Origin of the sequence: Streptacidiphilus sp. MAP12-20 (assembly GCF_041262525.1) — a bacterium.
Lineage (GTDB): Bacteria > Actinomycetota > Actinomycetes > Streptomycetales > Streptomycetaceae > Streptacidiphilus.
Window position 1 is genome coordinate 26,387 of record NZ_JBGCCK010000039.1, and the last position, 19,050, is coordinate 45,436.

Annotated in this window: 15 protein-coding genes; 7 read left to right on the top strand and 8 right to left on the bottom strand. The window is 71.9% G+C overall.

Annotated elements, in window-relative coordinates; translation table 11 throughout:
• The first annotated feature begins 33 nt into the window (after positions 1-33).
• The 4 genes from ABIA32_RS32495 (at position 34) to ABIA32_RS32510 (ending at position 6,386) form a co-directional block, all read left to right on the top strand.
• Positions 34-390 carry a VOC family protein gene (locus ABIA32_RS32495; RefSeq protein ID WP_370103306.1) on the top strand — a complete coding sequence of 119 codons (357 nt, stop codon included), beginning with the start codon at positions 34-36 and terminating at the stop codon, positions 388-390.
• Between the two features lie 136 nt (positions 391-526).
• Positions 527-2,929 (top strand): ATP-binding cassette domain-containing protein, encoded by a 2,403-nt coding sequence (locus tag ABIA32_RS32500; protein ID WP_370103308.1) that lies wholly within the window; start codon positions 527-529, stop codon positions 2,927-2,929.
• A gap of 74 nt (positions 2,930-3,003) precedes the next feature.
• Positions 3,004-4,809, top strand: coding sequence for an ROK family protein (locus ABIA32_RS32505; RefSeq protein ID WP_370103310.1), 1,806 nt, complete (start codon positions 3,004-3,006; stop codon positions 4,807-4,809).
• Positions 4,810-4,853: 44 nt separating this feature from the next.
• The gene (locus tag ABIA32_RS32510; protein ID WP_370103312.1) at positions 4,854-6,386 is read left to right on the top strand and encodes a UDP-N-acetylglucosamine 1-carboxyvinyltransferase; all 1,533 of its coding nucleotides are present in this window, start codon (positions 4,854-4,856) and stop codon (positions 6,384-6,386) included.
• A 69-nt stretch (positions 6,387-6,455) separates the two neighbouring features.
• Here ABIA32_RS32510 and ABIA32_RS32515 read toward each other — a convergent pair whose 3' ends face one another.
• On the bottom strand, positions 6,456-7,163 hold the full coding sequence (locus tag ABIA32_RS32515; RefSeq protein WP_370103314.1) for an alpha/beta fold hydrolase: 708 nt from the start codon (positions 7,161-7,163) through the stop codon (positions 6,456-6,458).
• Between the two features lie 153 nt (positions 7,164-7,316).
• Here ABIA32_RS32515 and ABIA32_RS32520 point away from each other — a divergent pair, with 153 nt between their 5' ends.
• Complete coding sequence (locus ABIA32_RS32520; protein ID WP_370103315.1) at positions 7,317-8,183, top strand: MOSC domain-containing protein; 867 nt, start codon at positions 7,317-7,319, stop codon at positions 8,181-8,183.
• Between the two features lie 25 nt (positions 8,184-8,208).
• On the opposite strand, the gene ABIA32_RS32525 is transcribed toward ABIA32_RS32520, so the two are convergent.
• Positions 8,209-8,859: a LysE family translocator gene (locus ABIA32_RS32525; RefSeq protein ID WP_370103317.1), complete on the bottom strand. Its 651-nt coding sequence runs from the start codon at positions 8,857-8,859 to the stop codon at positions 8,209-8,211.
• Positions 8,860-8,935: 76 nt separating this feature from the next.
• Between ABIA32_RS32525 and ABIA32_RS32530 the strand changes: the two genes are divergently transcribed.
• Complete coding sequence (locus ABIA32_RS32530) at positions 8,936-10,288, top strand: PLP-dependent aminotransferase family protein (protein WP_370103319.1); 1,353 nt, start codon at positions 8,936-8,938, stop codon at positions 10,286-10,288.
• A 127-nt stretch (positions 10,289-10,415) separates the two neighbouring features.
• Here ABIA32_RS32530 and ABIA32_RS32535 read toward each other — a convergent pair whose 3' ends face one another.
• From ABIA32_RS32535 to ABIA32_RS32545, 3 genes are all read right to left on the bottom strand, one after another.
• Positions 10,416-11,552: a cation:proton antiporter gene (locus ABIA32_RS32535; RefSeq protein WP_370103321.1), complete on the bottom strand. Its 1,137-nt coding sequence runs from the start codon at positions 11,550-11,552 to the stop codon at positions 10,416-10,418.
• A gap of 67 nt (positions 11,553-11,619) precedes the next feature.
• Positions 11,620-12,015, bottom strand: coding sequence for a Zn-ribbon domain-containing OB-fold protein (locus ABIA32_RS32540; protein WP_370103322.1), 396 nt, complete (start codon positions 12,013-12,015; stop codon positions 11,620-11,622).
• A gap of 127 nt (positions 12,016-12,142) precedes the next feature.
• A complete protein-coding gene (locus tag ABIA32_RS32545) occupies positions 12,143-12,865 on the bottom strand; it encodes a TetR family transcriptional regulator (protein WP_370103324.1) in 723 nt (240 codons plus the stop codon).
• A gap of 102 nt (positions 12,866-12,967) precedes the next feature.
• Between ABIA32_RS32545 and ABIA32_RS32550 the strand changes: the two genes are divergently transcribed.
• Positions 12,968-14,119 carry an acyl-CoA dehydrogenase gene (locus tag ABIA32_RS32550; protein WP_370103326.1) on the top strand — a complete coding sequence of 384 codons (1,152 nt, stop codon included), beginning with the start codon at positions 12,968-12,970 and terminating at the stop codon, positions 14,117-14,119.
• 116 nt (positions 14,120-14,235) lie between these two features.
• Here ABIA32_RS32550 and ABIA32_RS32555 read toward each other — a convergent pair whose 3' ends face one another.
• The 3 genes from ABIA32_RS32555 to ABIA32_RS32565 form a co-directional block, all read right to left on the bottom strand.
• Positions 14,236-14,916, bottom strand: coding sequence for a response regulator (locus tag ABIA32_RS32555; protein WP_370103328.1), 681 nt, complete (start codon positions 14,914-14,916; stop codon positions 14,236-14,238).
• Positions 14,913-16,139 carry a sensor histidine kinase gene (locus ABIA32_RS32560; RefSeq protein ID WP_370103330.1) on the bottom strand — a complete coding sequence of 409 codons (1,227 nt, stop codon included), beginning with the start codon at positions 16,137-16,139 and terminating at the stop codon, positions 14,913-14,915. Before ABIA32_RS32560 ends, ABIA32_RS32555 begins: the two co-directional genes overlap by 4 nt.
• Before the next feature lie 100 nt (positions 16,140-16,239).
• Complete coding sequence (locus ABIA32_RS32565; protein WP_370103332.1) at positions 16,240-18,969, bottom strand: MMPL family transporter; 2,730 nt, start codon at positions 18,967-18,969, stop codon at positions 16,240-16,242.
• Between the last annotated feature and the right edge of the window lie 81 nt (positions 18,970-19,050).

Below are 19,050 nucleotides of genomic sequence, written 5' to 3' on the forward strand. Positions count from 1 at the left end.
CCGGGTCTGTGACCCGTGACTTGAGGAGTGACCATGACCGACTCCGCCACCAAGGGCATCAAGACCGTGCTGCATCCCGTCTCCGACCTGGGGAAGGCCAAGGCGGTGTACGCCGCCCTGCTCGGCACGACGCCGGTGGCCGACGAGGTGTACTACGTCGGCTTCGAGGCCGGGGGGCAGCACATCGGGCTGGTGCCGGGCGGTGCGCAACAGGGGATGACCGCGCCCGTGACCTACTGGGAGGTGGCGGACATCGAGGCGAAGCTGGCCGAGCTGACCGCCGCGGGCGCCGTCGTCAAGGAGCCCGCGCACGATGTCGGCGGCGGTCGCCTCGTCGCGACCGTCATGGACCCCGACGGTAACGTCCTCGGGGTGCTGCAGGACCAGTGAGTGCCGCGCCCCACTTCTGCGCTGCCGCGGGAGCGGGGTGACGGATGCGTCGCGCACGCCGGCTTCGGCCGAGGTGCGCGACGTCCGCGTTGACGGGGACCGCGATCGCGGGCGCCACCCAAGAGATGGAGACAGGATGAGCAGGGCCAGCAGGACCGACGCGCAGTCGCCCACGCAGAGCGGTGCCGGCAGCAGCAGCCACAGCCTCGACGTGATCCGCGTGCACGGCGCGCGCGAGAACAATCTCAAGGACGTGAGCGTCGAGATCCCGAAGCGCAAGCTGACGGTGTTCACCGGCGTCTCCGGCTCGGGCAAGAGCTCACTGGTGTTCGACACGATCGCCGCGGAGTCGCAGCGGCTGATCAACGAGACCTACAGCGCCTTCGTGCAGGGCTTCATGCCGACGCTGTCCCGGCCCGAGGTCGACGTGCTCGAGGGCCTGACGACCGCGATCACGGTCGACCAGCAGCGGATGGGCGGCGACCCCCGCTCCACGGTCGGGACCGCCACCGACGCCAACGCGATGCTGCGCATCCTGTTCAGCCGGCTCGGCAAGCCGCACATCGGCTCGCCCAAGGCGTACTCCTTCAACGTCCCCTCCATCAGCGGAGCGGGTGCCGTCACGGTCGAGCGCGGCGGGCAGACCGTCAAGGAGCGCCGCAGCTTCAGCATCACCGGCGGCATGTGTCCGCGCTGCGAAGGCCGGGGCACGGTCTCCGACATCGACCTCACCCAGCTCTTCGACGACTCCAAGTCGCTCGCCGAGGGCGCGCTCACCATCCCCGGCTACACCCCCGGCGGCTGGAACTACCGCCTCTACGCCGCTTCGGGCTTCTACGACCCGGAGAAGCCGATCGCCAAGTTCACCAAGAAGGAGCTGCACGCCTTCCTGCACCACGAGCCGGTGCGGATGAAGATTTCGGGCATCAACATGACCTACGAGGGGCTGATCCCGCGGATCCAGAAGTCGTACCTGGCCAAGGACAAGGAGGGGATGCAGCCGCACATCCGGGCCTTCGTGGACCGGGCGGTCACCTTCACCGTCTGCCCTGACTGCGACGGCACCCGGCTCGCGGAGGCGACCAGGTCGTCGAAGATCGGCAAAGTCAACATCGCCGACGCGTGCGCGATGCAGATCAGCGACCTGGCCGAGTGGGTGCGCGGCCTCGACGAGCCTTCCGTGGCGCCGCTGCTGGCCACGCTGCTGCAGACCCTCGACTCCTTCGTGGAGATCGGTCTCGGCTATCTCTCGCTCGACCGGTCCTCGGGCACGCTGTCGGGCGGCGAGGCGCAGCGCGTCAAGATGATCCGTCACCTCGGTTCGGCGCTCACCGACGTCACGTACGTCTTCGACGAGCCGACGACGGGTCTGCACCCCCATGACATCCACCGGATGAACGACCTGCTGCTGCGGCTGCGGGACAAGGGCAACACGGTGCTCGTCGTCGAGCACAAGCCGTTGACGATCGCGATCGCCGACCACGTCGTCGACCTCGGCCCCGGCGCGGGCACGGCGGGCGGCAGCGTCTGCTTCGAGGGCACCGTCGAGGGGCTGCGGGCCAGCGACACCATCACCGGTCGCCATCTCGACGACCGGGCCGCGCTCAAGGCGACGGTGCGCAAGCCCACCGGCGCGCTGGAGATCCGCGGCGCGAAGGCGCACAACCTGCGCGACGTCGACGTGGACATCCCGCTCGGGATGCTCGTCGTGGTGACCGGCGTCGCCGGCTCCGGCAAGAGTTCCCTCGTGCACGGGTCGATCCACACCGACGTCGGTGTGGTCTCGGTCGACCAGGGCGCGATCCGCGGCTCGCGACGCAGCAACCCGGCGACCTACACCGGCCTGCTCGACCCGATCCGCAAGGCGTTCGCGAAGGCCAACGGCGTGAAGCCCGCGCTGTTCAGCGCCAACTCCGAGGGCGCCTGCCCCACCTGCAACGGTGCCGGCGTCATCTACACCGACCTGGCGATGATGGCCGGTGTCGCCACCGTCTGCGAGGAGTGCGAGGGGAAGCGGTTCCAGGCGTCGGTGCTGGAGTACCACCTCGGCGGCAAGGACATCAGCGAGGTGCTCGCGATGTCGGTGGCCGAGGCCGAGGAGTTCTTCGGCGAGGGCGAGGCGCGCACGCCCGCCGCGCACGCCGTCCTCGTCCGGCTGGCCGACGTCGGGCTCGGCTACCTCACCCTCGGCCAGCCGCTCACCACGCTCTCGGGCGGCGAGCGGCAGCGCCTCAAGCTGGCCACCCACCTGGCCGACAAGGGCGGCGTCTACGTCCTCGACGAGCCGACGACCGGCCTGCACCTCGCGGACGTCGAGCAACTCCTGGGTCTGCTCGACCGGCTGGTCGAGTCCGGCAAGTCGGTCATCGTCATCGAGCACCACCAGGCGGTCATGGCCCACGCCGACTGGATCATCGACCTCGGCCCCGGCGCGGGGCACGACGGCGGCCGGGTCGTCTTCGAGGGCACGCCGGCGGACCTGGTCGCCGCCCGCTCCACGCTCACCGGCGAGCACCTCGCGACGTATGTCGGGAGCTGAGCGCGGGGCCGTCGCGCGGTTAATCTGATCAACAACGGGTCGCCGGGACGGTAGCCGGATGGAGGGGGAGAAGCGTGAGGGAGCGGTCAGGTCGCCGCGCCGAAGACGGCGCGGGAGGCGGCGGGCGCGGCGCGGGGGAGCCGGCCTCGCAGCGCGGGATGCGCCGTCAGAACCTGGCCCTGGTCCTGGGCACGATCGCCGCGCAGGGCCCCGACGCCTCCCTCTCCCGCGCCGACGTCGCCGGGCGGACGGGGCTGACCCGGGCGGCGGTCTCCAGCCTCGTCGACGAACTCATCGCCGGCGGACTGCTGGTAGAGGTCGACAGCGCGCCGAGCGGCCGGGTCGGCCGCCCCGGCCGGGCGCTCGCGGTCAGCGACCGGGGACCCTGCGGGCTCGGCCTCGAGGTCGGCGTCACCCACCTGGGCGCCTGCGTGGTCGACCTGCGCGGGCAGGCCCGCGTCTGGCGTCGCGTCGAACGGAACAACGCGGGCCGCCCGGCCCGCGAGGTCCTCGCCGAACTGGCCGCGCTCGGCAACGAGGTGGAGTTCGAGGCGGCAGCGCTGGGCCTCTCGGTCTCCGGCCGCGTCCTCGCCGTCCCCGGCGTGGTCAGCCAGGCGACCACGGCAGCGGCTGAGCTCGTCGGGCCGGTGCCTGCGGCGGGGGAGCCCCGCGCGCTGATGCGGCCGACGGGCGAGACCGGCGGGTCTGCATCCTCGGTGGTCGAGCCCGGCGGGCCCGTGCGTCGGGCGGGCGAGACCGGCGGGGTGACGCGGTCGGCGGGGGAGTCCGGCGAGCCTTCACCGTCGGCGGGTGAGCCCCGGGGGTCGGTTCCCTTGGTGGACGCGCCCGGCGGGCCGACGCCCTCGGCGGCCGAGTCCGGGGTTGGTGACGGAGTGGTGGCAGGCTCCGCGACGTCGTCGGGCAGCGGTGTCGCGCGCTCCGGTGCTGTCGGCGCGGACGCTGAGGCCGGAGGGGTGCGCGCGGCAGGCGTGGCGAGTCACGGCATGAGCTCCGCCGAGCCCGAGTCCGCGGGCGTTCGCGCGGCGGGTGAGGGCTCGGGTCGGGGCGCGCGGCTCGGCGCGGGGGCCGCGCCGCACGCCGCGGTGGAGCGGGCGGCGAACCTCGGGTGGGGGGCGATGGATCCCGTCGATCACTGGCCCTGGCCGGACGCCGTACCCGAGGTGGAGAACGAGGCCAACCTCGGTGCCCTCGCCGAGCTCTGGGCGGGAGGCCCCGCCGGCACGGTCGGGGAGACCTTCGTGCACGTGTCCGGGGCCGCCGGCATCGGTGGCGCGCTCGTCATCGACGGCCGGCTGTTCCGCGGCGCGCGGGGCTTCGCCGGGGAGCTCGGTCACGTGCCGGTTCACCCGGAAGGCCCTCCCTGTGCCTGCGGCGCGCGCGGCTGCCTGGAGCTGTACGCAGGCGAAGCAGCCGTGCTGCGCGAGGCGGGACTCGATCCCCACGGCGAGGACCCCGTCACCGCTTTGGCGCAACGCGCCCGCGCCGCCGATCCGCGCACGATCGACGCCCTGGCCCGCGCCGGTAGCGCGATCGGCCTCGCTCTCGTCGCCGCCGTCAACCTTGTCGATCCCTCGGCGCTGATCCTCGGCGGCGCCTACGCCGAGCTGGCCGAATGGCTGCTGCCGCCCATGCGGGCGGAGCTCGCGGCCAGGGTGACCGTCCGCCCCTGGTCCGCTGACGCACTGCAGGCCTCGACCCTCGGCCGGCGCGGTCCGCTGCTGGGTGCGGGGCTGCTGACTGTGCGCCGGATCCTCGCCGACCCCGGTGCCGACCCCGGTGCCGACCCGGGCGCGGACCCCGACGCCGACCCCGACACCGGCCCTGAGGGGGAGCCGGGCGCTGAACCGAGTGGCCGCTGAGCCACGCGTGGTTGACATCTCAGATCTGAGATAGTGTGACGCGCGTGACAGATGACTACCTCGCGCGCATCGGCAAGCTCATTCGCACCGCCCGCCAGCACAAGGGCCTGACCCAGGCCGAGCTCGCCGAGGCGTTGACGACAAGTCAGAGCGCGGTGAACCGCATGGAGCGCGGTCAGCAGAATCTCAGCCTTGAGATGATCGCGCGGATCGGTGAGGCCCTCGACAGCGAGATCGTCTCCCTCGGCTACGCCGGTCCCATGCACCTGCGCGTCACCGGCGGCCGTCGCCTGACCGGCTCGATCGACGTCCGCAGCAGCAAGAACGCCGGCGTGGCCCTGCTCTGCGCCTCGCTGCTCACCACCGGGCGCACGACGCTGCGCCAGGTCGCCCGCATCGAGGAGATCTACCGCATCCTCGAGGTACTGACCAGCATCGGCGTCAAAGCCCGTTGGATCAACAACGGCAGCGACCTCGAACTCACCCCGCCGGCCCAGCTCGACCTCGAGGCGATGGACGCCGACGCCGCGCGCCGCACCCGCAGCGCGCTGCTGCTGCTCGGCCCGCTGATGCACCTCGCCCCGCACTTCAGGCTGCCCTATGCCGGCGGCTGCGACCTCGGCACCCGCACGGTCGGCCCGCACTTGGCCGCGCTGCGCCAGTTCGGCCTGAGGGTCAACGCCACCGAGGGCCAGTACCACGCCGATGTCGAGCCCTGCGTCTCGCCCGCCCGCCCGATCGTGCTGACCGAGCGCGGGGACACAGTCACCGAGAACGCGCTGCTCGCCGCCGCCCGCCACCCCGGCGTCACGGTGATCCGCAACGCCAGCCCCAACTACATGGTCCAGGACCTCTGCTTCTACCTGGAGCGGCTCGGTGTCAAGGTCGAGGGCATCGGCACCACCACGCTCACCGTCCACGGTGTCGAGCAGATCGACCGCGACGTCGACTACGCCCCCGCCGAGGACCCGGTCGAGGCGATGAGCCTGCTCGCGGCCGCCGTGGTGACCTCCTCCGAGCTGACGATCCGCCGGGTGCCGATCGAGTTCCTGGAGATCGAGCTCGCGGTGCTGGAGGAGATGGGCCTGGACTACGACCGCAGCGAGGAGTACCTCGCCCGCAACGGCCGCACCCGGCTGACGGACCTCACGGTCCGCCCGTCCAAGCTCACCGCGCCGGCCGACAAGATCCACCCGATGCCCTTCCCCGGCATCAACATCGACAACGTCCCCTTCTTCGCGGCGATCGCGGCCGCCGCACACGGCGACACGCTGATCCACGACTGGGTCTACGACAACCGCGCGATCTACCTCACCGAGCTCAACCGCCTCGGCGCGAACGTCAAGCTGCTGGACCCGCACCGGGTGCTGGTCCAGGGGCCGACGCTGCGTTGGCGCGCCGCCGAGATGATGTGCCCGCCCGCGCTGCGCCCCGCCGTCGTCACGCTGCTGGCGATGCTGGCGGCGGAGGGCACGTCGGTGCTGCGCAACGTCTACGTGATCAACCGCGGCTACGAGGACCTGGCCGACCGGCTCAACTCGATCGGCGCGCGGATCGAGACCTTCCGCGACATCTGACGCCCGGCGGGGTCACCCCCCGGCCGGCTCACCCGGCCGGGTTTCGCCACCTCGGTGACGTCCCTGTCGTCAGCGCCACAGCGGTAGCGTCAGGTCGAGGCCCTCGGGGTCGTCGCCGGAGCGGGCGAGCGCCTTGGCGACCGGGTCCGGCAGTGGCCAGTTGCCCAGCAGGCCGCCGACCAGCAGGGTGCTGAGGCGGTGCCAGGTCTGGGCGCGGCGGAGCATGGCGTGGTCGCTGCCGGGGATCACGCAGCGTGCGACCTGCGCGTCGGCCGCGCGGGCCCGCTGGGCGAAATCCAGGGACTCCGCGGGTGGGGTGGTCCGGTCGTGGTCGGAGTGGACGATCACCAGCCGACGGTCGGCCAGCTGCGCGACAGGCTCGCCCGGCGGACACCAGGGTGCCAGCGCGACGATGCCCGCGACAGAGGAGTGCCCGCCGATGCGCAGGGCGGCCCGGCCGCCCATCGAGTGGCCGAGCAGGACGACCGGCACCGCCGGCCCGACCTGCCGCACCAGCTCGGCGAGAGCGGCCTCCGCGTCGACCGCCGCGTCCGCGCGCTCGCCGTTCCAGCCACGGTGCAGGTAGTGCACCTCGGCCACGCCGACCGTCTCGCCCAGCGGCGCCCGCCGCACCGCGCGTTCGAACGGACGCAGGCGCAGCAGCGGGGAGTTGAGCCGCGACGGGCGCTTCAGCCCCTCCTCGTCACCGCCGTGCAGCACGAGCAGCACGGCGCTGCCGCCGGACAGCGTGGAGCGGTGTCGCCAGACGAGAGGCATGTCGTCGCTCCTCAGGGTCCATGGTGGCGGTGGTGCCGTGCCGGTACAGGTCGTCGACGAGCCTATCCCGGCCGATCCCGTAATCGGGATGATCACAGGCGCTGCCTCCGTCAGACTGACGCGCGACGACGGGTGCGAGAGAGCGGGGGAACGATGACGCTGGGGACGGTGGCGGTGCTGCGGCGCTATCCGGTCAAGTCGATGCTGGGGGAGGAGGTGGCCTTGAGCGCGGTGAGCAGGAGCGGTCTGGCGGGGGACCGGGGCCTCGCGCTGATCGACCGGGCCACCGGCAAGGTCGTCAGTGCGAAGAACCCGCGCGTGTGGCGAGACATGCTGTCTCTCGCGGCCGAACTTCCGTCCGTCGACGACGTCGACCCGACCTCGGCCGTCCCGGCAGCGGTCCGGATCACCCTCCCGGACGGCAAGCTGGTCTGGAGCACGGACCCCGACGTCGACGCGGTGCTCTCCGAACTCCTCGGCCGCGCGGTGACGCTGACGGACACTCCGCCCGCCGACCCCACGCTGGACCGGGCCCGCCCGGACGAGGTGCTGCGGGACGGCATTGACACCGAGGTCGCAATGGACGTGAGTCACATCGCCAGCGCCTCACCCGAGGGCACCTTCTTCGACTTCGCCCCGATCCATCTGCTGACCACCGCGACGCTCGACCGGATCGCCGAGCTGAGCCGGAACGGCGCCCCCGGCTGGGCGCGTTACCGCCCCAACCTCGTGATCCGGACCGCGGACGCGGCCGGCTTCGTCGAGAACGGCTGGATGGGACGCGAACTGCGCGTCGGCACCGAGCTCACCCTCCGCGTCGTCGCCCGGTCGCCGCGCTGCGCCGTGCCGACGCTTGCCCACGGGGACCTGCCGCGGGACACCGACGCCCTGCGCGTTCTCGGTGACCACAACCGGGTCAAGCCGCTCGACAGCATGGACCCGCTCCCGTGCGCCGGGGTCTACGCCCAGGTCGTCCACCCCGGCACGGTCCGGCTGGGCGACACCGTGCGCGACGCTTGAGCCTCTCGCCTCAGGCGACGACCGCTCAGGCTGCGACGGCCTTGGCCCGGTCCGCGGCGATGTGCAGGGCGAGGCTGCCGAGAACGGTGCCCATCGCGTAGCGCTGCACGCGCAGCCAGGCCGGGCGGCGGGAGAAGAAGGAGGCGATCGTCCCCGCGCTCATCGCGATGAGGCCGTTGACGGTGACGGCGATGACGATCTGGGTCAGGCCGAGCAGCAGGCTCTGTTCGGCGACGTGGCCGCGCGAGGGGTCCACGAACTGGGGGAGCAGGGAGATGTAGAGGATCGCCAGCTTCGGGTTGAGCAGGCAGGTGAGGAAGCCCATCGCGTAGAGGCGGCGCGGCGAGTCCTCCGGCAGCGCCTGCGGCGCGAAGACGGCCGCGCCACCGGGCTTGATCGCCTTCCAGGCCAGCCAGAGCAGATACGCCGCGCCCGCCAGCTTGATCGCGGTGTAGAGCGCGGGGACGACGGCGAACAGTGTCGCGATCCCGGCTGTCACGGCGGCGAGGTAGACGAAGAACCCGGTGCCGACCCCGGCGAGGGAGATCAGGCCCGCCCGGCGGCCCTGGACGATCGACCGCGAGACGAGATAGATCATGTTCGGGCCCGGGGTGAGCACCATGCCCAGGGCGACGGCGGAGATCCCGAGAACGGCGTGCGCGGTGATGGCGTCCATGCTCTGAGGCTAGGGTGGGCCATAGGATCGGTGCAATACTTATCTTGCACTCGGTGCAATAGAGAGGAATGACTCGATGGAGGTCCGCCGAGATGACTACCGACTGATCGCGGACGAGATCAGCACCGAGATCACCGCCGGGCGGCTGCGCGCGGGCGACCGGCTGCCGACGCAGCGCGCCTTCGCGCGCCGCCGCGGGATCGCGGCCTCGACCGCCGGCCGCGTCTACGCCGAGCTGGTCCGGCGCGGCCTGGCCGTCGGCGAGGTCGGACGCGGCACCTTCGTCCGCGCGACGACCGGCCCGCCCGGCGCGGACCTCCCGCTCGCGGAACCGTCCCGCGCCCGGGTGGACCTCGAGCTCAACTACCCCGTCGTTCCCGAGCAGTCGGCACTCCTGGCCGCCGGACTGACCCCGCTGCTGCGCCCCGACGCCCTCGAAGCGGCCCTGCGGCAAGCCCGCGCCGAGGGCACGCCCGCCGCGCGGGAGGCCTTCGCGGGGCTGCAGGGCAACGGCGGTTGGCACGTCTCGCCCGACGCGCTGCTCTTCGCGGGCAGCGGGCGACAGGCCGTCGCCGCAGCCCTCGCCGCGCTGGTGGCGCCGGGTCAGCGGCTGGGCGTCGAGGCGCTGACCTACCCCGTGGTCAAGGCGATCGCGCAGCGGCTCGGCATCACGCTCGTGCCGCTCGCCGTGGACGAGCAGGGCGTCGTGCCCGACGCGCTGGCCGCCGCACACCGGGCGACGCCGCTGCGTGCCGTCTACCTCCAGCCACGCGTGCACAACCCGCTCGGCATCACCCTGCCACCGGCGCGGCGGGAAGCACTGGCCGAGCAGCTGCACCGACTCGATCTGCCCGCCGTCGAGGACGCGATCTGGTCCTTCCTGCGCCCCGGCGCGGCGCCGCTGGCCGCGCTCGCGCCGGAACGGGTGGTGCTGGTCGACAGCCTCTCCAAGCGCGTCGCCCCCGGTTTGGGCACGGGGTTCCTCGTCGTGCCGCCGACGCTGCGCGAGGCCGTGGCCGCGTCGCTGCGCTCGGGCGCATGGCTGCCGAGCGGCTTCGCCCTGGAGGCCGCCACGCGTTGGATCGGCGACGGTACGGTCGCCACGATCGTCGCCGCGAAGCGCTTGGACGCGACGGACCGTCAGCGGCTCGCCCATGAACGCCTCGCCGGCCAGACCCTCCGCGCGGACCCGTGCTCCTACTACTGCTGGTGGGAGCTCCCCAGCCCCTGGCGCGCCGACAACTTCGTCGCCGCGGCCGCCCGCGCGGGCATCGGCGTCACACCGGCGGCGGCCTACGCCGTCTCCCCCCGCTCCGCCCCGAACGCCATCCGCCTCGGCCTGGCCTCCCCGCCCCTACCGGTTCTGACCCAGTCCCTGGACACCCTGGCGCGCATCGCCCGCAGCGCGCCCGAGGAGCACCTGGAGTGACATCCTCGCCGCCCTGAATGACGGCGATTCCCCCCGCGCTGCGCACGGATGGCGCGAGATCACTCCCGCACCCTCCCGTCGACTCATCGTCAACTCAGCGGCACCCGGAAGGGGCTGCGGCGCGCCGTCAGGTCGCGGCGGTGCTGTGGGAGGCGGCCAGCGCGCCCGCGGCCGTCGCCGCGCCGATGGTGACGAGGGCGCCCAGGAGCAGGGCCGCGGACTCGCCGGGGCGCAGGAGGTGCAACTGCGTGCCGAGGGTCGCGGCCGCGACCGGGACGCCGAGCTGGGCCGTGGCGAGGATGCCGTAGGTGAGCGGCTGGCCGGTCAGGCGCATGGACGCGTGGGTGAGCAGCGTCGCCAGACCCAGCAGCAGACCGAGCACGATCGCGGACGGGTGGCCGGCCAGCTGCCGCAGGTCCAGCGAGGCGCCGAGCCAGACGAAGAACAGTGGGCCGAGGAAGCCCTCCGTCACTGCGAAGAGCTGCTTCGCCAGCCGTCGCGGCTCGCCGATCGCGGCCACCACGAGGCCGAAGGAGAAACCCGCCAGCATGATCGACACATGCGTCCGCACCGCGACCGCCGCGAGGCCGAAGAGGATGGCCAGGCTGATCCGCAGCTCCAGCGCGAACTTCCGGCGCTCTGAGATCCGGTGGATCCGCCGCCGCAGGCCGCGCCGTTCGGCCTGACGCAGCAGCAGGAAGAGCACGACCGCGCTCCCCAGTACCGCTGCCGCGCCCAGCGCGGACCGCGCGGCATGCGCCGGGTCGACGGCGAGCGGCAGCGCGACGATGCAGGCCGTGTCCGCGACGGCGACCTGCGGCAGCAGTTCGAGCAGCGCGGGGCCGCTCAGCCCCAGCGAGTCCGTGATCGGCAGGATCAGCGCCGCCGAGGAGGACGCGAAGAGCACCGCGTACAGCGCGGTGTGCCCGGTATGGAAGCCGCGCGAGAGCGCGAACGCGGGGACGACCCCGAGCGCGCCGACCGCGACGGCGCGCAGGGTTCCCTTCGCAAGCCCGGCCCGCAGGCCCGTGTCACGTACCGGGACGTGCGCGCCGGCGACGAACATGATCAGCGCGAAGCCCATGTCGGCGAGGAAGGCGAAGGTCCGGTCGTCGGAGTGGAGATAGCCGACGAAGGTCGGTCCCAGCAGCACACCCGCGATCAGCTCACCCAGCACCAACGGAATCCGCCACCGTGTCGGCAACGCCAGCAGCGGGCCGAGCAGCCCGGCCACCGCGATGACCGCCAGGGTCGTGAAACTCACGCGTCCTCATCCTCCGCCCACACCGCTCGACGTGGGGGATCCTAGCCGCGTGACCGCCGTGGCAGCGTCAGGCGCAGGCGCGGAAGACCGGCAGGTGGCCGGAGTCGGCCGGACCGGCGAGGCGGACCCGGGTGCCCTCGGGGACGGTGCCGGGCAGGATGTCGTTGAGGGAGGCCTGGATGGTGAACCCCTCGTCGAGGATGACCAGGCACTGCGTCTCGATCTCGCCGAACTGGCCGTGACGCGACGTCATCAGGCGGTGCACGATGCCGGTGCCGCTGCTGGTGCGCTCGATCAGCTCGGGGGAGCCGCAGATGGGGCAGAGCAGCGCGGCGCGTCCGGTCGCGGAGCCGCACCACGGGCAGCGGTGGTAGCGCAGTTCCGGCGCGGGCCCGTCGTCGTGGGCGGGCCGGGACTGCAGGGGGAAGGCGAGGGGGGTGAGAGTGGCGAGCGTCGAGGGCATGAGGGCTCCAGTGAACGTGAGTGGTCGGTCGTTCAGCGGCGGAGTGCCGGATCGACTGTATGGCACTCAGTGCCCTTCGTAAAGGCACTCAGTGCCCTAGTGTGCTCTCGTGCGCTCGCGCCCTGCTCTAGCGCTCGCCGAGCGCGCCCTCCACGTCCCGTACGACCCGCCACAGCGGCGTGCCCCGGCGCGCCAGCAGCACCACGACCTCCTCGTCGGCGTCGACCACCCCGTCCGTGCCCGCGTCGTGCTGCCGGGGCGCGAACGACCGGGCGACGTAGCCGAGTGCCTCGTCCACGGCGGCCTGGACGTCACCCTCGCCGCCCGCCCGCAACCAGGTGCGCAGCGCGTGGTTGTGGGCGGCGACGACGGCCGCCGCGACGACGTCGGCGCGCAGGGCGCCGTCCGCGCGGCCCGCGCCACGCTCGCGCAGGTGACCGGCCAGGGCGCGCTCGTAGCGCCAGACGACCGAGAGCTCGTGCGCGCGCAGGCCGGGGACCTCGCGGGTGAGGCGGTAGCGCTGCACGGAGAAGAGCGGGTCGGCCGCGTACATCCGCAGCACCAGCCGGGCCGCGTCGCAGACCTGCGCGACCGGATCGCCGTCGGCGGGCGAGTCGCGCAGGAACGCGGTCATCTCGGCGAGGCAGCCGTCGTGGTCCGGGAAGACCACGTCCTCCTTGGAGGGGAAGTAGCGGAAGAACGAGCGGCGTCCGACACCTGCCAGGGAGACGATGTCGTCGATGGTCGTCTGCTCGAATCCTCGGTCGAGGAAGAGCCGGAAGGCCGCCCGGACCAGCGAGTCCCGCATCGTCGGCTTGCTCTCGTCACCCGTACCGGTACCTGCACCCATGTGCAGAACGTAACACCAGAACCCGGCCGTGAGCTCCCCCGACGTGGCACTGAGTGTGCATAATCAAGGGTACTGAGTGCCATCACCTTCTCGGGAGCGACCGTGAGCACAGATTTCGACCTGTTCCAGATCTCCGAAGAGCACCAGATGCTTCGGGAGACGGTCCGGGGCCTGGCTGAGGCGAAGATCGCCCCCTTCGCCGCCGAGGTCGACGAGCAGGGTCGCTTCCCGCAGGAGGCGCTGGACGCGCTGATCGCCGCCGAGCTGCACGCGGTGCACGTCCCCGAGGAGTACGGCGGCGCGGGCGCGGACGCGCTGGCGACCGTCATCGTGATCGAGGAGGTGGCGCGCGTCTGTGCGTCGTCCTCGCTGATCCCGGCGGTCAACAAGCTCGGCTCGCTGCCGGTGATCCTCTCCGGCTCGGAGGAGCTCAAGCGGAAGTACCTGACCCCGCTGGCGGCCGGCGACGGCATGTTCTCCTACTGTCTCTCCGAGCCCGACGCGGGCTCCGACGCGGCCGGCATGAAGACGCGCGCGGTACGCGACGGCGACTTCTGGGTGCTCAACGGCGTCAAGCGCTGGATCACCAACGCCGGTGTGTCCGAGTACTACACGGTCATGGCCGTGACCGACCCCGAGAAGCGCTCCAAGGGCATCTCCGCCTTCGTGGTGGAGAAGGGCGACGAGGGCGTCTCCTTCGGCGCGCCGGAGAAGAAGCTCGGCATCAAGGGCTCCCCCACCCGCGAGGTCTACTTCGACAACGTCCGCATCCCCGCCGACCGCATGATCGGCGCCGAGGGCACCGGCTTCGCCACGGCGATGAAGACCCTCGACCACACCCGCATCACCATCGCCGCCCAGGCCCTCGGCATCGCCCAGGGCGCGCTGGACTACGCCAAGGGCTACGTCCACGAGCGCAAGCAGTTCGGCAAGGCGATCGCCGAGTTCCAGGGCATCCAGTTCATGCTCGCCGACATGGCCATGAAGCTGGAGGCCGCCCGCCAGCTGACCTACGCGGCCGCGGCGAAGTCCCAGCGCGTCGACGCCGACCTGACCTTCTTCGGCGCGGCGGCCAAGTGCTTCGCGTCCGACGTGGCCATGGAGGTCACCACCGACGCGGTCCAGCTCCTCGGCGGTTACGGCTACACCCGGGACTACCCGCTGGAGCGCATGATGCGCGACGCGAAGATCACCCAGATCTACGAGGGCACCAACCAGGTGCAGCGCATCGTCATGGCCCGCAACCTGCCGTAAGGCGTTTTTGCAGGTCAGGGCAGTCGAGGGGCACCCATCGTGGGTGCCCTTTGACGTTTTCGTTGTTTGCAGTCAGAGACCCTTGTCGCCGGAAGTGCTGTCGTGGAACAGCCGGTTCAGTGGGGTGGGCGCGCCGGTTCGGCCAGGCCGGTCTGGTAGGCGATGACGACGAGCTGGGCCCGGTCGCGGGCGTCGAGTTTGCCCATGGCACGGTGGATGTGGGTGCGCACGGTCAGGTGGCTGATGAAGAGCTTCTCGGCGATCTCGTTGTTGGCGTATCCCTCGGCGGCGAGCGCCATTACCTCGCGTTCGCGGGCGGTGAGCTGGTCGAGGCGTTCCATGGATGCGGGCTTGCCGCCGGGGTCGGGGGTGGTCAGGAATCGGGTGATCAGGGCGCGGGTGGCTGCGGGGGAGAGCAGGGCGTCCCCGGAGGCGATGGTGCGGATGCCGGTGAGGAGTTCGTCGGCGCCGACGTCCTTGCCGAGGAATCCGCTGGCTCCGGCGCGCAGCGCCTGGGCGACGTACTCGTCGATCTCGAAGGTGGTCAGGATGAGCACGCGGGTCGCGGACAGGTCGGGGTCGGAGCAGATCGCCGCAGTGGCGGCCAGGCCGTCCATGCCGGGCATGCGGATGTCCATGACGACGACGTCCGGGTGGTGAGCGCGGGTGAGTTCGACCGCCTGCTTCCCGTCGGCCGCCTCACCGACCACCTCCAGGTCCTCGCAGGAGTCGATCAGGATTCGGAAGGTGGCGCGCAGCAGGGCCTGGTCGTCGGCGAGCAGGACGCGGATGGTCATGGGAGCTGGTCCTCTTCCGGGGCGTGGGGGTGGAGCGGCAGTTCGGTGGCGACCTCGAAGCCGCCTTCGGGGCGGCGGCCCGCGCGGAGACGGCCGCCGATGGAGGTCGCGCGTTCGCGCATGCCGAGGAGGCCGTAGCCGCCGTCGCGGGTCCGGGTCGCAGGGGGTGTGTCGGTTCCGTCGTCGTCGTTGGTGACCGTGATGCTCAGCCGGTCGCGTGAGTAGGTGAGCCGGACCAGGGCCGCCCGGGTGGTGGCGTGCTTGGTGACGTTGGTCAGCGCCTCCTGCACGATCCGGTAGGCCGTCAGGTCGACGCCGGGGGAGAGCGGCTGCGGCTTCCCGTCGGTGGCGATCGTGACAGTGAGTCCGGCAGTGCCGAACGATGCGGCCAGGTCCACGAGTTGGGCGAGTCCGGGGGCCGGATCCAGGGGCGCGTCCGGGTCGTTCGCCTGGCGCATCAGGCCGACGGTGGCCTTCAGTTCGCGTAGCGCCGCGGAGGTGGTGCCGGCGAGTTCGGTGACGATCTTCTCGGCCTGGTCGGGGTTGGTCCGCATCAGGTGCGCGGCCGTACCCGCCTGGGCGTTGGCCAGCGCGAGGTGGTGCGCGACGACGTCGTGGAGCTCGCGGGCGATGCGGATGCGTTCCTCGGCGACCCGGTGCCGCGCCTCCTCCTCCCGGGTGCGCTCGGCGTGCTCGGCGCGGGCCTCCACCGCGCCCACGTAGGCCACCCGCAGCCGGGTCCCGCGGCCCAGGGCAGCGGGGAGAAGCAGCCAGGCCTCGGGGCCGACGATCTTCAGCACGCCGGGCTCGGCCGCCGGGCCGGTGAAGACCGCGGCGAGCACCACCAGTGCCACGCTGCCGAGGGAGAAGGCGAGCGTGGTTCGTCCGTCGGTGCGGGCGGCGAGCGAGTACAGCGCCAACATCAGCGGGGCCAGCAGCAGGGGGCTGAGCAGGAGGCCGAGCCCGGCCGCGCCCATCATGCATCCGCTGGTCACGGCGACCACGGCGCGGGGGTGGTTGCGGTGCCAGAGCACTGATGCCGAGGCGACGCCCGCGAGAAGCATGCCCCACCACCATGACGCCGGATGATCGACACCCGGGACCGGAATCAGCACCCCGAGTGCGGATACGCCGAAGATCAGCACAGCCACCGCCGTGTCGACGGCGCGAAGGTGGTCGCGGAGGTAGCGCTGCCAGTCGGCCAGCTGGTGGGTGAACAGCATGCGTGGGTTTCCTGTCGGGGGCTGTGACCATCGTGGATGACGAGGAGAGGGGACGCCACAAGGGCCGCCCGCGTGTTGGGCGGCCCTCATGGCGTGGGCGCTACCGGACGGAAGCGGGCTCGGCCTCAGCCTCGGCCGTTGCTTCGCGGTGCTCGGGCCGGTGCTCGGGCCGGTGCTCGGGCCGGTGGTCGAGGGCTTCGCCCTCCACGTCGACCTTCGGCAGGATCCGGTCCAGCCAGCGGGGCAGCCACCAGGCCCGGTTGCCGAGCAGGGCGAGCGCGGCGGGCACGATCGCCATCCGGACGACGAACGCGTCGAAGAGGACCGCGATGGCCATGCCGAAGCCGATCATCTTGATCATCGAGTCGCCGGCGCCCATGAAGCCGGAGAAGACCGCCATCATGATCAGCGCAGCGGCGACCACCACGCGGGCGCTGGTGCCCATACCCGAGACGATGGCCTTCCTGGTGTCCCCGCCGTGGACGTAGGCCTCGCGCATCCGGGCGACCAGGAAGACCTCGTAGTCCATGGCGAGTCCGAAGACGATGCCCACCATGAAGATCGGCATCAGGCTCATGATCGGCCCGGTCGTCGTGACTCCGAGCAGACCTGCGAGCCAGCCCCACTGGAAGACCGCGACGACTGCCCCGAGGGCGGCCAGGACCGAGAGCAGGAAGCCGACCGCGGCCTTGAGCGGGATCAGGACGGAGCGGAAGACGACCATCAGCAGCACGAAGGCCAGGCCGACGACGACTGCCAGGTAGGGGATCAGTGCGTTCTGGACCTTGGCGGCGCTGTCGATGTTGATCGCGGTGGAGCCACTGACCATGTAGGTGGCGCCGGTGCCGGAGGTGACCGTGGGTCGTTCGGAGCGCAGGGAGTTGACCAGGTCCGCGGTCCTGGTGTCGGTGGGGCTGGTGGCCGGGACGGCGGAGAAGACCGCGGTGGTGCCGGCCGGGCTGAACCGGGCTTTCGAGACGGAGACGATGCCCGGGGTGGCGCTGATCTTCTGCTCGATGGCGGTGACTGCGGTCATCGGGTCCGATGCGCTCTTGGCGTCGACGACGATGGTCAGTGGGCCGTTGGAGCCGGGACCGAAGGCCTTGGCGAGGTCGTCGTAGGCGCGACGTTCGGTGGTGGAGGTGGGCTTCGATTCGTCCCCGGTCGTGCCCAGGTGCAGTTGGGTCACCGGGACGGCGATGACGCCGAGGCCGACGATGGCGAGCAGCAGCACGGGCAGGGGGCGGCGCAGCACGAACCGCGCCCAGCGGGTGCCTCCGTTCGGTTTCCCGCTGTGCGTGGCGTCGGTTGGGGTCGCAGTCTCGGCTGAGTCCTCGACGGACCGTGCGGCCCGTCCCGCCCGGCGCAGGGCGCGCGGCAGGACGGCGCGGGGGAAGATGCCGAGCAGGGCGGGGACGAGAGTCAGTGCGACCAGCACGGCGACGGCGACGGTCGCGGCGGCGGCGAGGCCCATCTTCGTCAGCATCGGGATGCCGACCACCGAGAGCCCGGCCAGACCGATGATGACGGTCAGTCCGGCGAAGACCACCGAGGACCCAGCGGTACCGACCGCGCGCGCCGCGGCCTCCTGGGCGGTGTGCCCTCTGCCGCGTTCCTCGCGGTAGCGGGAGATGATGAACACCGCGTAGTCGATGCCGACCGCGAGGCCCAGCATGGTGGCGAGCGTGGTCGTCGTCGCCGACAGGCCAAGCGCACTGCCCAGTGCGAGGATTCCGGCTGCGCCGATGCCCACGCTGAACAGCGCAGTCAGCAGGGGCACGCCGGCGGCGGCCATCGAGCCGAAGGTGATCAGCAGGACGACCGCGGCGATGACGATGCCGATGCCCTCGCCGGCGCCACCCGCGGAGGGCGTGGTGGCCAGCGCGGTGCCGCCGACCTCGACGGTCAGGCCCGCGTCGTGCGCGTGCTGGACGGCCTGCTCCAGAGACTGCTTGCTGGAGTCGGTCAGGTCCTTGGCCGCCACCTTGTAGGAGACGGTCGTGAAGGCGGTGCTGGCGTCCTTGCTCACGGTGTGCGCCTGGAACGGGCTCACCGCGCCGGCGACCTGCGGTCCACCGGCGATGTCGGCGACCGCCTTGTCGATGGCTGCCTCGTTCTGGCTCGCGGTGACCTTCTGGCCGTCAGGGGCGACAAAGACGACCCGGGCGACCGCGCCTCCGGCGGCGGTGCTGGGGAAGTTCTGCTGCAGCTGGTCCAGGGCCTGCTGGGACTCGGTTCCCGGCATGGAGAACCCAGTGTCGGGGGCGGCGGGGGCGAGCGCGGCTCCGGCGCCGACGCCTGCGAGCACCACCACCCACATCAGGACGGCGTACCAGCGCCGTCGAAAGGCCAGCCGGCCCAGCCGGTGGAGGAAGGAAGCCATCGCGGGTCTCCGGTTCTGTCTCGGGTACCCCACCAGGCTGTCCGAGCAGCCCCCTCCCGTCGTCGTGCCTCTGCCGACAAACCGGGTACTGAGAATGCAGTACAGAGGGAGACGTGTGTCGTGCTTGTGCAGGCAACGCCCTCCTGGATAGGGGTCTGCCGAGCGGCTCGGATGCGTCCTGGCCAGGCCCTTCGCGCCGGTCGGCGGGACGATGTGGGCGGCGTCGCCGGCCAGCGACAGGCGGCCGTGACGCATCGGCTCGGTGACCGAACTGCGCATCGGCAGCACGGACTTGGTCGTGACCGGACCGCGCACCATGGGTCGGCCGAGGCGGTGGTCGAGTTCGTCCCATATCCGCTCGTCCGGCCAGTCGGCCGGGTCGGTGCCGTTGGGGACCTGCAGGTAGAGGCGGCTGACGGTGGGTGAGCGCATGCTGGCTAGGTGTATTGACCACGAGCGTTGTTGACGGTCCTGGGGGCTTGATCATGACGAAGACCTCCGGTGTGGTGGAGGTGTCTAGGCTTCACC